The organism is Streptacidiphilus monticola (assembly GCF_042658505.1).
In the GTDB taxonomy this organism is placed as follows: Bacteria; Actinomycetota; Actinomycetes; order Streptomycetales; family Streptomycetaceae; genus Streptacidiphilus; species Streptacidiphilus monticola.
Map to the genome: position 1 here is coordinate 24,982 of NZ_JBHSQJ010000014.1, position 12,749 is coordinate 37,730.

At 73.9% G+C, this 12,749-nt stretch carries 14 protein-coding genes and 1 pseudogene (1 of these 15 running past the window's edge); 3 read left to right on the plus strand and 12 right to left on the minus strand.

Annotated elements, in window-relative coordinates:
* Positions 1–262 precede the first annotated feature (262 nt).
* Complete coding sequence (locus ACFP3V_RS05060; RefSeq protein WP_380580147.1) at positions 263–907, plus strand: thiol:disulfide interchange protein DsbA/DsbL; 645 nt, start codon at positions 263–265, stop codon at positions 905–907.
* A 14-nt stretch (positions 908–921) separates the two neighbouring features.
* Here the strand turns inward: ACFP3V_RS05060 and ACFP3V_RS05065 are convergent, their stop codons facing one another.
* On the minus strand, positions 922–2,247 hold the full coding sequence (locus ACFP3V_RS05065) for a hypothetical protein (RefSeq protein ID WP_380580148.1): 1,326 nt from the start codon (positions 2,245–2,247) through the stop codon (positions 922–924).
* A gap of 221 nt (positions 2,248–2,468) precedes the next feature.
* Between ACFP3V_RS05065 and ACFP3V_RS05070 the strand changes: the two genes are divergently transcribed.
* The gene (locus ACFP3V_RS05070; RefSeq protein WP_380580150.1) at positions 2,469–3,065 is read left to right on the plus strand and encodes a DedA family protein; all 597 of its coding nucleotides are present in this window, start codon (positions 2,469–2,471) and stop codon (positions 3,063–3,065) included.
* A 165-nt stretch (positions 3,066–3,230) separates the two neighbouring features.
* On the opposite strand, the gene ACFP3V_RS05075 is transcribed toward ACFP3V_RS05070, so the two are convergent.
* From ACFP3V_RS05075 to ACFP3V_RS05120, 10 genes are all read right to left on the minus strand, one after another.
* Entirely contained in the window at positions 3,231–4,151 is a 921-nt protein-coding gene (locus ACFP3V_RS05075) for an alpha/beta fold hydrolase (protein ID WP_380580152.1), read from the minus strand.
* A complete protein-coding gene (locus tag ACFP3V_RS05080; protein WP_380580154.1) occupies positions 4,148–5,173 on the minus strand; it encodes a branched-chain amino acid ABC transporter permease in 1,026 nt (341 codons plus the stop codon). The genes ACFP3V_RS05075 and ACFP3V_RS05080 overlap by 4 nt, the downstream gene beginning before the upstream one ends.
* Positions 5,170–6,039, minus strand: coding sequence for a branched-chain amino acid ABC transporter permease (locus ACFP3V_RS05085; protein WP_380580156.1), 870 nt, complete (start codon positions 6,037–6,039; stop codon positions 5,170–5,172). The genes ACFP3V_RS05080 and ACFP3V_RS05085 overlap by 4 nt, the downstream gene beginning before the upstream one ends.
* Entirely contained in the window at positions 6,039–6,749 is a 711-nt protein-coding gene (locus ACFP3V_RS05090) for an ABC transporter ATP-binding protein (RefSeq protein ID WP_380580158.1), read from the minus strand. The genes ACFP3V_RS05085 and ACFP3V_RS05090 overlap by 1 nt, the downstream gene beginning before the upstream one ends.
* On the minus strand, positions 6,746–7,492 hold the full coding sequence (locus tag ACFP3V_RS05095; protein WP_380580160.1) for an ABC transporter ATP-binding protein: 747 nt from the start codon (positions 7,490–7,492) through the stop codon (positions 6,746–6,748). The genes ACFP3V_RS05090 and ACFP3V_RS05095 overlap by 4 nt, the downstream gene beginning before the upstream one ends.
* 5 nt (positions 7,493–7,497) lie before the next feature.
* Positions 7,498–8,718 carry a substrate-binding domain-containing protein gene (locus ACFP3V_RS05100; protein WP_380580162.1) on the minus strand — a complete coding sequence of 407 codons (1,221 nt, stop codon included), beginning with the start codon at positions 8,716–8,718 and terminating at the stop codon, positions 7,498–7,500.
* A 165-nt stretch (positions 8,719–8,883) separates the two neighbouring features.
* Positions 8,884–9,561 carry a uracil-DNA glycosylase gene (ung, locus tag ACFP3V_RS05105; protein WP_380580254.1) on the minus strand — a complete coding sequence of 226 codons (678 nt, stop codon included), beginning with the start codon at positions 9,559–9,561 and terminating at the stop codon, positions 8,884–8,886.
* A gap of 59 nt (positions 9,562–9,620) precedes the next feature.
* On the minus strand, positions 9,621–10,364 hold the full coding sequence (locus ACFP3V_RS05110; RefSeq protein ID WP_380580165.1) for a TetR/AcrR family transcriptional regulator: 744 nt from the start codon (positions 10,362–10,364) through the stop codon (positions 9,621–9,623).
* Between the two features lie 44 nt (positions 10,365–10,408).
* Positions 10,409–11,032, minus strand: a complete 624-nt coding sequence (locus ACFP3V_RS05115) for a class F sortase (RefSeq protein ID WP_380580167.1) — start codon at positions 11,030–11,032, stop codon at positions 10,409–10,411.
* On the minus strand, positions 11,025–11,540 hold the full coding sequence (locus ACFP3V_RS05120) for a hypothetical protein (RefSeq protein ID WP_380580169.1): 516 nt from the start codon (positions 11,538–11,540) through the stop codon (positions 11,025–11,027). Before ACFP3V_RS05120 ends, ACFP3V_RS05115 begins: the two co-directional genes overlap by 8 nt.
* A gap of 220 nt (positions 11,541–11,760) precedes the next feature.
* On the opposite strand from ACFP3V_RS05120, the gene ACFP3V_RS05125 reads away from it, so the two are divergent.
* Positions 11,761–12,540, plus strand: a complete 780-nt coding sequence (locus ACFP3V_RS05125) for an HAD-IIA family hydrolase (RefSeq protein WP_380580171.1) — start codon at positions 11,761–11,763, stop codon at positions 12,538–12,540.
* A 7-nt stretch (positions 12,541–12,547) separates the two neighbouring features.
* On the opposite strand, the pseudogene ACFP3V_RS05130 reads toward ACFP3V_RS05125, so the two are convergent.
* Positions 12,548–12,749, minus strand: a pseudogene (locus ACFP3V_RS05130) (phosphonatase-like hydrolase) (it continues 501 nt past the right edge of the window).

A 12,749-nucleotide genomic window follows, 5' to 3' on the forward strand; every position in this document is an offset into this window, starting at 1 on the left:
CCCCGCTCGATCGACGACCGCGCGTCGGGGCCCGCCCACCGGCCTTGGCAGTCGGGCGCACCGACGGCTGTCCCGTGACCACCGCAGGGTGCGCAGCCCAAGGCGCGAGCGCGGGCTGCGCACCCTGCCGGTGCCGGGCCCACGGGTCGTGGAGGGCCCCAGGCGTGGCGCAGGCGGGGCCGTGTGCTCGATCGGGGGAATCCGACCGACCCCTCGTCGTGTCAGCGGGCCGCCGGTGTCCGACCACGGTAGGGGTGCTGGCATGCGAATCACGAAGCTGTTCCGGGGCGCCCTGGTGCCTGCCGCGCTGCTCGGGGTCCTCGGGCTCGGCCCGCTCCCGGCCGTCGCCGGGACCGTCCCGCAGGAGGGGCGGGAGTACGTCCGGCTGGCGACGCCCGTCGCAGGCGCCGCGCCGCGCGAGGTGGTCGAGGTGTTCTGGTACAACTGCCGGCACTCCCAGCAGCTCGAGCAGCCCCTCGACGACTGGGCCGCCCGGCAGCACCCGCCGGTGACGGTCCGTCGGATCCCGGCCGCGTGGCCGGACCGGCCGGACATGATGGGCTACGCCCGCCTCTACTACACCCTCGACGCGCTCGGCGTCGCCCAGCGCTACGCGCTGCCCGTCTTCCACGCCGTGCGCGACGAACAGCAGGACCTGTCCACCGAGCCGGCCGTGCTCCGCTGGGCGCGCAGCGCGGGCCTCGACCCCGCGAAGGTGCAGCAGGCCTACGAGTCCGCGGAGGTCCAGCAGGAGACCGAGGACGCACCTGCGCTGCGCGACCGGTACCAGGTGGACGAGATGCCCACCGTCGTCGTCGGCGGCGCCTTCCGCACCTCGCCCTTCGAGTCGGGCGGCGTCCCGCAGACCGTGGACGTGCTCGACTACCTCTACCAGCAGGCAGGTTGAGCCCGCGGGCCCCGTCAGCCGTACTCGGCCAGCCGGGGCCGGGCGCCCAGCCCGACCAGCACGAGCACGGGCAGCAGCACCGCCGCCGGGAGCACGGTCCAGCCGGACAGGTCCGCTCCCGCCGCGTCCGCATGGGCGGTGAAGGCCGCGCCGCGCTCCGCGGCCAGGCGCTGCAGGGTCACCGCCAGGTCGTAGCAGGCGAAGGCGGTCTGGCCCCGGCTGACGCCGGTCAGCTGGCGGCTGGCCGCCACCGGGTCGCCGGAGAGGGTGATCTGACGCAGCGTCCGGTCGGCGGACCGGTAGGCGTCCAGGCGGACGCCTACCGGTCCTGCCGCCGCCGGATCCTCCCCGGCGAGCCGGCCGACCGTGGCCGTGGCCGCCGCGAACTGGGGAGCCAGCAGGGCGCGGTAGGCGGGGTCGACCACCCAGCGGCTCTGCACCGCCTCCGCGTCCGCCGCGGCCACCCGGGCCTGGGCGAGCCGGGCGGCGGGGGTGTAGCCCTGGTCCACCGCCGCGCTGATCTCCCCGGCCGCCCCGGACAGGGCCAGCGACCCCGCCAGGACGAAGGCCAGCACCGCCGCGGTGGCCGCGAGCAGCGCCGGGTTGACCACGCGCCGGTAGCGCGCCGTCAGGTCACGCTGCCACCAGAGCAGTTGCGCCAGCGTCACGCCTCCGACGAGGAGCAGCAGGACCAGCGCCCGGACGGCGGCCCCGTGGGCCGCGTCGCGGTCCCGGGCCACCTGGGCGTCGGCATCGTCGAGCAGGGCCCGGACCCGCGGCAGCAGGTCGTGCCGGAGCAGCGCGTCGGCCACGCTGTAGGCGGTGAGCGCGCGCGGCTCGGGACTGCCCGCGAGGGGCGCCGTGGTGGCGGCGTCGCGCGCGTAGTCCTGGACCCCGCCGTCCTCCTCGTAGCGGTCCAGGGCGAGGTTGAGCCCGCGCACGGCGTCCGGGCCGGCGAGGCCGGCCAGCGCGGCCAGGTCGTCGGCAAGCCGGCGCTGGTCCGCCTGCGCGGTCAGCGCGGCGAGCACGCCGTCGTCCACCAGTTGCGGCTGCCGGGCGGCGGTCGCCGGCTGCGGCGGCAGGTCGTAGCCGTAGACGAGGGCGTTGGCGTGCTGCGCGTCGAGATCGGCCAACTGCACGTACAGGTCGGCGGCGAGGGCGGCGCGAGGCTCGGACACGGCGGTGAGCCGGTGCAGCGCGGCCCGGCTCCGGTCGAAGGACGCCCAGGAGACCGCGAGCAGCGCGACGGTCAGCAGCAGTGCCAGGCCGGCCTGGATCCGCAGCCGGCGGACCGGACCGAGCCGCGTCCCCGTGGGACGCCTCCCCCTTGTGGCTCTCACCCCGACGACGCTAGGAACCCTGCGCGCCCGGCATCTGACGCCCGGTCGGCCGGCAGGTGAACACGCTGTCACGGCCTTTAGGAGAAGCACCGGAGTCGGATGAGAACCTGTGATCCCGGACACGGGGGGCCGGTTTCCGGTGTGATCATTGCAGGCGCTAGCGTTGGGATGCTTGAACGGATCAAGCACCGCGGACACAGGAAGATCGGTAGGGGCAGGCGATGAGCCAACTGGTGGCGCTGTTCGCGGGCTCCTGGTTCTTCCTGCTGACCCTGCTCGCGGTGGCGTCCGACGCGTTCCTGCCGTTCGTGCCGAGCGGCACGATGGTCATCGCCGCGACGCTCGAGGCCGAGGACACCCACACGCCCCTGCTGCTGCTCGGCGCGGGCGTGGCCGCGGCGTCCTTCGCCGGAGACCTGCTCCTGCTGCGCGTCGCCCGGCGCGGGCGGGCGTGGACCCGCCGACTGCTGGCCCGCAAGGCGGGCACGGCGGCGGCGACGGAGTCGATCCTCGACTCGGTGCGGACCCGCCGGGCCCGGACCGTGGTGATCGCCCGCTTCGTCCCCGGCGGCCGCACGATCCTCGACCTGGCGGTCGGCACGGCCCAGCAGCCGCCCCGGCGGTTCCTGCGCTGGAGCGCGGTGAGCGCGACGGTGTGGGCGGTGTACATCGTCGGGCTCGGGTACCTGAACGAGCATGCCTTCAACACGAATTGGCTGAGCTTCGCGATCTCCTGCGCGGCGACGACAGCCGTCAGCGCGATCATCGCCCAGGTGATCCGCCGCCGCCGCAAGGCGGCCGCTGTCGCAGCCCCCTGAACCCGCGGGGGCGCGAGACCGGAGACACGTGCGGCTCCGCCGCGGGGGCGCGAGACCGGCCCACCACCCGGGGAGGTCCGTCTCGCAGCTGAGGTCGAACCTCCGTGGCTGCTGTGTTGCCCACGCCCACGCGGCGGAGCCGCACGTGTCTGCAGTCTCACGCCCCTACGGGTGCAACTGACTGTCGGCGAGCAGAAGATCGGCGATGTGCTTGGCCGGGGCTTCGGTCAAGAGGATCGTGTAGTGGTTGGTGTCCGGCACGACCTCCACCGGCAGACGGGTGGTGTCCACCCCCGCGAGGGCCAGCCGGGGCGGGTCCAACAGGGGCTGCCCCTCGTTCATCAGACCCCGCTCCGCCAGCAGCAGCCGCCCCCGCACCGGGAGTCGGTGCACCGCCGCCAGTACCTCCGCCGCGAACAGCCCCACCCCGTCCGCGCGGATCGCGTCCGGAACGCACGAGGACCGGAGCCGGGGCTCCTCCCCCACCAGGTCCCGCTGGACGTAGGTCTCCAAGTCCGCCGACCACCACGGCCCCAGGGCCGGGTGGGCCTGCCAGAAGGCGCGGTACGCGTCCGCGTTCTCGAAGGTCATCGCGAGGCGCGTCATCGCCGGGCCGATCACGGCGGTCAGCAGGTCGTCCGGGGACAGGTGGGTCGGCGCCGGGAAGCCGACACCGCCGTCGATCAGCAGCACCGACTCCGCCAGCTGCGGATGCACGGCCAGGGTCCGGGCCGCGACGAACGCGCCCATCGAGTGGCCGGTCAGCCGGACCGGGGCCAGCGCCAACTCCTGTGCCACCGCCGCCACATCGGCCACGTGTTGCTCGATCCCGTACGGCCCCGGCAGTCCGGCGCTGCCGGCCCGGCCGCGCAGGTCCGGAGCCAGGAGCGTCGCCCGGCCCGCCAACGCGCGGGCGACCGGGAGCCAGGCCAGCGCGTTCGCGGTGATCCCGTGGAGGGCCAGCACCACCGGGGCGCCGGGGTCCGACGCCGCCCACCGCAGGACCGTCAACTGCCCGCCTGCCACCGGGATCCTGAGCTCCTCGGGCGTCTCCGCCGTCTGCCGCCCGTCGTCCAGCCCGCTCACGCCTGACCCCTCCTCAGCCTCAGCCTCACCCCGGCCACCCCGCCCGGCAGGGCGTAGACCGCGGCCACGAACAACGCCCCCAGCAGGACCAGGGGTTGGGACAGCGGCACCCGCAGCACGGACGGCAGGTGCGCGATCGTACCCGCGCCCGCGAGGTCCGCCAGCCGGTGCTGCGCCCAGGTGTAGAGCACTCCGCCGATCAACGGGCCCCAGCGGGTGCCCGAGCCGCCCAGAACCACCATCACCAGCAGCGACAGTGTGAAGTCCGACGTAGTGGTCCCCGGCGTGGAGCCGCCCGTCAGCAGCAGGTGGACCACCCCGCCCAGCGCGGCCAGCGCGCCCGCGAGCACGAAGGCGAGCAGCTTGAAGCCGTACGGCCGCAGCCCCAGTACCTCCACCCGCAGTTCGTTCTCCTTGATGCCCTCCCACACCCGTCCCGCCGGGGAGCGCACCGCCCACTGGACGACGACCACCGTCAGCACCAGGTAGCCCAGTGCCACCCAGTAGAGGTTTGCCGTGTGCTGGATGCCGACCAGCGACCCGGGCAACGCGCCTGCCGCGCGGCCCTCCTCACCGCCCGTCAGGCCCCCCGGGTCGCGGGTGACCAGGATCGAGCCCGCCTGGGCGAAGGCCAGCGTCACCATGGAGAAGGCGATGCCGCCCACCCGCAGGCTGACCGAGCCGAGCAGCGCGGCCAGCAGCGTACCGAAGACCAGGCCGAGCAGCGCGGAGGTCCAGAAGCCCAGCCCCCACTCCTGCATGATCAGGTTGGTCGCGTAGCTCCCGGCCGCGAAGTAGAGCGCGTGGCCGAAGGAGAGCAGGCCGGTGCGGCCGAGCAGCAAGTCGTACCCGGTGGCCAGGGCGCCGAACAGCAGGCACAGCGCCAGCAGTTGCAGGCTGCCCGGGCTGCCGATCGGGCCGTCCAGCAGTCCCGGCAGCGGCAGCGCGCTGTAGGGCAGCACGGCCAGCACCGCGACGACCGCCAGGGGCCAGAAGGATCTCAGACGCCCGATGTGCCTCATGCCGGCCTCCCCGACAGCCATCGGCCCTGCGGCCGGACCAGCAGCAGCACCGCGAGCAGCACGACGACCGACAGGTCGCCCAGTCCGGCGCTGGTGTAGTAGTTGGCGAACTGCTGCAGCACCCCGACGGCGACCGAAGCCACGGCGGCACCGGTCACCGAGCCCATGCCGCCCATGACCACCACGACGAAGGCGAAGATCAGCAGCGAGGAGCCCTGCCCCGGGTCCACCGAGCCGAAGTACAGCCCGGCCAGCGCGCCCGCGAGCGCGGCAGCCGCGCCGCCGATCGCGAAGACCAGCGTGAACGCCCGGCGCACGTCGATGCCGAGCGCGGTCACCATGGCCCGGTCCTCGACACCGGCCCGGACCACGAGCCCGTGCCGGGTCCGGCCCAGGAACAGCCGCAGGGCGGCGAGCACCGCCACCGCCGCGCCGATCAGCACGAAGCGGTTGACCGGGATCTCCGCGCCCAGCAGCCCGACCGTCCCGGCCAGTGCCCTCGGGCCGGGGAACGGACGGGCGTCCGATCCCCACACCGCGGACAGCAGCGCTGGGACGGCCAGGCCCACGCCGACCGTCGCCAGCACCTGCGCCCGCGGCCTGCGGTACAGCGGGCGGATCACGCCCAGCTCCAGCAGCACGGCGGCGGCCGTGCCGACCGCGGTCCCGAAGACCACCGCCGGGACGAAGCCGAAGCCGTGGGTGGCGCCCCACCAGGCCCCGTACGCGCCGACCGAGAGCAGTGCGCCGTGGGCGAAGTTGAGCACGTCCATCAGGCCGAAGATGAGTGACAGCCCGGAGGCCACCAGGAAGTACAGCGCGCCGAGCCCGAGCCCGGTCAGCGTCAGCAGCACGACGGTCGCCATCAGGGCCGTCCCTCCGTTCTGGTTCCCACGCCGAGCAGCGCCCGGGCCGCCTCCGCGTCCGACAGCAGGTCCTCGGCGCTGCCGCCGCGCACCGTGCGGCCGTCGGCGACCACGACGCAGTGCGTCGCCAACCGCCGTACCAGCGCCAGGTTCTGCTCGACCAACAGCACCGGCACCGCCTCCGCCGCCCGCTCCAGTGCGACGGCCACCTCGGTGACGATGCGCGGCGCGAGGCCCTTGGTCGGCTCGTCGGCGATCAGCAGCCGGTTGGCGTTGAGCAGGGTGCGGGCGATGGCCACCATCTGCTGCTGGCCCCCGGACAGCGTCCCGGCCTGCTGCCGCGCCCGCTGCTTCAGCTCCGGGAAGAGCTCGAAGACCAGGTCGTAGGCGGGATCTGACGACCTCTCCGCCAGCCGCAGGTTCTCGGCGACGCTCAGCCCGGCGAACACGCCCCGGTCCTCGGGGACGTAGCCGATGCCGCGCTGCACCAGCCGGTGCGTGGGCAGGCCGGTCGTCTCCTCCCCGGCCAGCCTGACGCTGCCGCTGCGCGGCACCAGGCCGAGGACGCCGCGCACGGTCGTCGTCTTGCCCGCGCCGTTGCGCCCGAGCAGCGCGGTGACGCCTCCGGCCGCGACGTCGAGGTCGACGCCGTGCAGGATGTGCCGGCCCTCGATGACGACCCGCAGGTCGCGGACCTCCAGCACGTTCACAGCGCCTCCCCGAGGTAGGCCTCCTGGACCACCGCGTCCGCCATGACCGCCTCGGGGGTGTCCAGCGCCAGCAGGGTGCCGTGGTGCAGCACGGCGACCCGGTCGGCCAGACCCAGCAGCACGTCCATGTGGTGCTCGACCATCAGCACCGTGCGGCCCTCCTCCCGGTGCAGGGTGCGGATCAGTTCGACCAGCGGCGGCACCTCGTCGGCGCTGACGCCGGCCATCGGCTCGTCCAGCAGCATCACCCGGGGCTCGCCCACCAGCAGCAGCGCGAGCTCCAACTTCCGCTTCTCGCCGTGGGACAGGGCCCCGGCGAGGGTGTCCGCGCGATGGGTGAGGTGGGTGCGCTCCAGGGTCCGGGCGACCTGCTCGGAGTAGCGCCCGGCGCGCCGCCACAGCCGGTAGGAGCCGCCCTGGGCGGCCTGCGCGGCGAGGCGGACGTGCTCGGCGACGGTCAGCGCGGGCCACAGGCTGGACGTCTGGAAGGTCCGCCCGAGCCCGCGCCGGGCGGGGGCCGCGGGCGGAAGGTCCGTCAGGTCCCGTCCGTCCAGGGCGATCCGGCCCCGGGTCACCGGGAGGAGTCCGCTGATCAGGTTGAACAGCGAGGTCTTCCCGGCGCCGTTGGGGCCGATGAAGGCGAGGAACTCGCCCTCGTGCGCCTCCAGGCCGATCCCGTCGAGGATCACGGCCCCGCCCACCGACCAGCCCACGTCGGTGAGTTGCAGGACGGCAGGCGCCACGCCGGTCACTTCTTGACCGGCGGCGCGACCTGGTCCGCCGTCAGGGTCGCGGTCAGCTTCGGGGCGAGAGCGCTGCCGGTGCCGGTCAACTGGGCCTGGAACATGGGCTGGAGCAGGGCGTGGTCGCCGGAGCGGATGGTCTCCTGGCCCTTGGGACCCGCGAAGCTCCAGCCGTCCAGCGCCTTGACCATGGCGTCGGCGTCGTCGGTGCTCGCCTCGACCGCGTGCACCACCATCAGCGCGGCGGTGAAGCCGTCCGGGGAGAACAGGTCGGGGGTGCCGCCCTCCTTCTTGATGCCGTCGAGCATCGCGGTCTCCACCGGGTTGCCGCCGCCCGCGCCCGGGAAGTAGTGCGCGAGGAAGTCGACCTTGCTGCCCGCCGCGCCGAAGACCGGGTACGAGGCGGTGCCGGCCAGGCCGGTGACGACCTTGGTACTGCCCAGCACGCCCTGCTGGTCCAGCGCGGTCCACAGCGCGGTGGCGGTGGCCCCGGCCCAGGCGACGTAGACCAGGTCCGGCTTCGCGGCCTTCACCTGCTGCGCGAACGGCGTCAGGTCGGTGGCGCTCGGCGGCGCGAGGACCGAACTGACGGTCGCGCCCTTGGCCCCGAGCACCTCCTTGACGGCGGCGACGTTCGCCTGCCCGAAGGCGCTGTTCTGCGCGAGGACCAGGACCTTCTTGCCCTTCGGGTCCCCGACGAAGGACCCGGCGGTGGCGATGTCCTGGTAACTCTCGCGTCCGCTGCGGAAGGTGTACGCGTTGATCCCGGTGAGCGCGTCGGTCGCGGCCGGGCCCGCGATGTAGAGCACCTTGTTCTGCGCGGCGAGCGGGGCGAGTTGGAGCCCCACACCGGAGTCCACGGTGCCGGCCAGGATCTTGTACCCCTTGCCGATCAGCGACTTGGCGTCGGACACGGCGGTGGCCGGGTCCCCGGTGTCGTCCTGCTCCGTGATGTCGAGGCTGTGGCCGTTGACCTTGCCCGTGCCGTGGGTGGCGTAGTCGATCCCGGCGCGGAAGCCCTCGATGTACTGCTTGCCGTAGGCGGCGAGCAGGCCCGTCTTCGAGTAGAGGACCCCCACCTTGACGGCGGCGGCCGACCCGCCGCCCCCGCCGCTCGCCGTCCCTGCCGTCCCCGCGGAGGCGCAGGCCGACAGGGTCAGTGCGGCAGCCGCCGCGAGCGTTCCGAGGACGGTTCTGGACGAGGGCGTGCGAGGCTGGCTGCGCATGGGGGCTCCCGGGTCACGTCGCTGTGTGGTTCCCCGGAACGGTAGGAGCGCACGCCCCCCTCTCCCATGTGCCCAACCACCCCATCAGGCCCGCCACTTATGTGCACCAGCACCATGCAGTCCCCTCAGGGGCGCGAGGAACTGCGCCTCCCGGGCAGGGTGCAACTAGCTGGAGAGCTCCCAGGTGATCGGCTTCGTGCCGAACCGCTCCAGCGCAGTGTTGATCTGGGAGAACGGCTTCGTCCCCAGGAAGTGACGGGCGGACAGGGGCGACGGGTGGCCGCTCTGCACGACGACATGACGGCTCGTGTCGATCAGGTGCAGCTTCTTCTTCGCGTAGCCGCCCCACAGCACGAACACCACCGGCTCCTCCTTCGCGTTCACCGCCCGGATGACCGCGTCGGTGAACCGCTCCCAGCCGCGGCCCGCGTGCGAGCCGGCCTCGTGGGCGCGGACCGTCAGCACCGCGTTGAGCAGCAGCACACCCTGGTCCGCCCACTCCACCAGGTGGCCGTGAGCGGGGGGCTCGATCCCCAGGTCGGAGCGGAGCTCCTTGTAGATGTTCCGCAGCGACGGCGGCACCTTCACGCCGCGCCGCACCGAGAAGCACATGCCGTGCGCCTGGTTGTCGTCGTGGTACGGGTCCTGCCCGAGCAGCAGCACCCGCACGTCCTCCAGCGGGGTGTGCTCGAGCGCGGCGAAGACCTCGCCCTGCGGCGGGAAGACCTGGCCCGTCGCCCGCTCCGCGGCGACGAACGCCGCCAGCTGCTGGAAGTACTCCTGCTCCACCTCCCCGGCGAGCGCACCCCGCCAGGACTCGGGCAGCACGAACTCCCCGGTCACGGTGGCAGTTTCCGACATCAGTACCTCCAGCGCAGCAATACCGTCCGACCCGGGGAACGCTATCGTCCGCCGCTGACAACCAGCCGCTCGACCGCGTCGCCGACGCCGTCGAGGACCCAGTCCAGCCCCTGCTCGAACATGTCCGCGGGTCCGAGCGCGTCGTCCACCTCGTGGACGAAGCGGGCCAGCAGCGGGTGCCGGCCCTGGGCGAGCACCTGCATCAGGTAGGGGCCGACGGTGGCCCGGTACTCGTCCTCGGTCTGCCCGGTGCGCCGGGCCACCTCGGCCTCGGCGATCTCGCTGACGACCGCGCCGCGGACGTAGGAGACCACGGTGCCGCTGAGCGCGGACATCTGCTCGATCGTCAGCCCGAGTCCGTCCAGGGTGGCGAGCAGCCGCTCGGTGTTCCGCAGGACGTTGGGGCCGAGCGGCGGGCGGGTCGCGGTGATCTGCACCGCCCAGGGGTGACGCAGCATCACCTGCCGGTACCGCAGGGCCAGCGCGCGCAGCCGGAACCGCCAGCCGAGCGCCGGGTCGTCGGGAGTGGTCAGCGCCTCGCCCATGACCTGGTCGGTCATCAGATCGAGCAGGTCGTCCTTGGTCTCGACGTAGCGGTACAGCGACATGGTGCCGACACCCAGTTCGGAGGCGACGCGGCGCATGGACACGGCGTCCACGCCCTCGGTGTCCGCCAGGGCCACCGCGGACTCGACGATCCGGTCCACGGACAGGGAGGGCTGCGGCCCGCGCCCGCCCCCACGGGTCTGCCGTGCCCACACCGGGGTGCGCGCCGCACGTTCCATGCGTACATGGTACGCAGCGCTCCCCTGCGTTCCCGGTTCCCCGGTCAGCCCCGCACGCCGGTCAGGTGGGCGTAGACGACGACGTTCCCCCGGTACTGCTGCGTGCTCGCGTCGAAGGCGCCGCCGCAGGTGATCAGGCGCAACTGCGCGTCCGCCGCCGGACCGTAGACCGCTGCCGAGGGGAAGGCCGCCTTGCTGTAGGAGGCGGTCCGGTCCACGGTGAACACCGCCGTGCGCCCGTCCACCCGGCTGACCTCGACCGCTGCCCCGCGCTTGAGCGCGGACAGGCCCCAGAAGACCGCCGGGCCGGTCCGGGTGTCCACGTGGCCGAGCAGTACCGCCGTCCCGCGCTCCCCCGGGGTGGCCGAGTCCCGCAGCCAGGCCGCCGTCTTCGGCAGGGTGAACGGCGGCAGCTCCGGCGCGCCCCTGGTGTCCAGGCCCAGGCCGAGCAGCGGCGCGTCCACCCGGAGCGAGGGGATCACCAGTTGCAGCGGGGTGGACCGCGGCAGCGGCGCGACCGCGCCGGCCGGGGCGGCGTCCTGGGAGAGCCGGGGCCGGTGCTGGGCCGGGTGCGACGGTGCCAGGCCCAGCCCCGCGACGACGAGCAGCCCCCCGGACAGCACGGCGAGCAGCAGCCGCAGCCGGCGCCGCGGCTGACGCTCAGTCATGGGCCCACCGCCGCCAGGCCAGGACGCCGGCGCCGAGCAGCGAGGCGATGGTCAGCCCCACGGCTCCGTAGCCCAAGGGCCCCGTGCCCGGCCGGGCGGCGGCCCAGCCGCCGCCGGTGTCCGGGGCGCTCAACTCCCCGACGTTGAGCGAGCCCCGGGCCACCACCGTGCCCTGGCAGTACTCCACCACCGCGTACGGGCCCGGCAGCGCCGAGGGGCTGACGAGCGCCTGCCCGTACAGCCCGCCGTCCGCGGCCAGCGACAGCTCGACGGGTGCGCCGAACGCCGCCGAGCGGACGGTGCCTCGCACCGTCCCGCCGCAGTCGGCCACGCTGTGCAGGTCCACCGTCCCGCCGGGCCGGGCCAGCCCCGGCTCGACGGCGAGGGCGCCGGTGTCCACGCCGACCACCACGGGGGCGGCGGGCTCCGTGTCCGCGTGTGCCGACGGCGCAGCCCCGAGCAGCGCCACGGCTACGCAGAGCACAGCGCCCGCTCGCCACCTGGCCATCGTGTCTCCTCCGACGATTCATCCCTTCATCGGAGAAATATGACGGAGTGTCACGGCGCAAACGATCACCTGCGGCCCGGGGCACGTAAGTCCACCCTTTCGGCGGTACCCGGGTCACCCGGACGCCCGCCTTCCGCCATGTGGCACAGTCGGCGCGGCGGGGCCGCCGCTGGCTAGGCTGTGCCCCGGATCACCCCGCGACGGCAGGAGAAACGGCCCCATGGCAGAGCGCAAGCCCATCGAGTCCTGGCTCACCGACATGGACGGCGTGCTGATCCACGAGGGGGTGCCGATCCCGGGCGCCGACGCGTTCATCAAGCGGCTGCGCGAGTCCGGCAAGCCCTTCCTGGTGCTCACCAACAACTCCATCTACACCGCCCGCGACCTGCACGCCCGGCTGCTGCGGATGGGCCTGGAGGTCCCCGAGGAGAACATCTGGACGTCGGCCCTGGCCACGGCCAAGTTCCTCGACGACCAGCGCCCGGGCGGCACCGCCTACGTCGTCGGCGAGGCGGGGCTGACCACCGCCCTGCACGCGGTCGGCTACGTCCTGACCGACTCGCAGCCCGACTTCGTCGTCCTCGGCGAGACCCGGACGTACTCCTTCGAGGCGATGACCAAGGCCGTCCGCCTGATCAACGAGGGCGCGCGCTTCATCTGCACCAACCCGGACGCGACCGGCCCCAGCCTGGAGGGCGTCCTCCCGGCCACCGGCTCGGTGGCCGCGCTGATCACCGCGGCCACCGGCAAGAAGCCGTACTTCGTCGGGAAGCCCAACCCGCTGATGATGCGGGCGGGCCTGAACCAGATCGGGGCCCACTCGGAGACCAGCGCCATGATCGGCGACCGGATGGACACCGACGTCCTCGCCGGCCTGGAGGCGGGGATGACCACCTACCTGGTCCGCACCGGCCTCACCTCCGACGCCGACATCGACCGGTACCCGTACCGCCCGTCCCGGGTCGTCGACTCCATCGCGGACCTCGTCGACCGGATCTGACGCACCCTCAGCCGAGCAGCAGCGCGGGCAGCTCCGCCACCGAGGCCAGCACCGTGTCCGCGCCGTCGGCCCGCAGCCGTTCCGCGTCGTGCGCGCCCGTCAGGACGCCCACGACCCGGCCGGCCCCGGCCCGGACGCCGCACTGCATGTCGTAGCCGGTGTCGCCGACGACGGCCAGCTCGCGCACGTCGTCGGGGGGGCCGGGCCGC

Coding starts and splice junctions, on each gene's coding strand:
- ACFP3V_RS05085 (WP_380580156.1), bottom strand. CDS start 6,039: ATGGCGACCGTCGTGCTGCTGACGCTGACCGGGCTCGGGCTCGGCGCG.
- ACFP3V_RS05070 (WP_380580150.1), top strand. CDS start 2,469: ATGAGCCAACTGGTGGCGCTGTTCGCGGGCTCCTGGTTCTTCCTGCTG.
- ACFP3V_RS05120 (WP_380580169.1), bottom strand. CDS start 11,540: ATGGCCAGGTGGCGAGCGGGCGCTGTGCTCTGCGTAGCCGTGGCGCTG.
- ACFP3V_RS05080 (WP_380580154.1), bottom strand. CDS start 5,173: ATGAGGCACATCGGGCGTCTGAGATCCTTCTGGCCCCTGGCGGTCGTC.
- ACFP3V_RS05110 (WP_380580165.1), bottom strand. CDS start 10,364: ATGGAACGTGCGGCGCGCACCCCGGTGTGGGCACGGCAGACCCGTGGG.
- ACFP3V_RS05115 (WP_380580167.1), bottom strand. CDS start 11,032: ATGACTGAGCGTCAGCCGCGGCGCCGGCTGCGGCTGCTGCTCGCCGTG.
- ACFP3V_RS05100 (WP_380580162.1), bottom strand. CDS start 8,718: ATGCGCAGCCAGCCTCGCACGCCCTCGTCCAGAACCGTCCTCGGAACG.
- ACFP3V_RS05060 (WP_380580147.1), top strand. CDS start 263: ATGCGAATCACGAAGCTGTTCCGGGGCGCCCTGGTGCCTGCCGCGCTG.
- ACFP3V_RS05125 (WP_380580171.1), top strand. CDS start 11,761: ATGGCAGAGCGCAAGCCCATCGAGTCCTGGCTCACCGACATGGACGGC.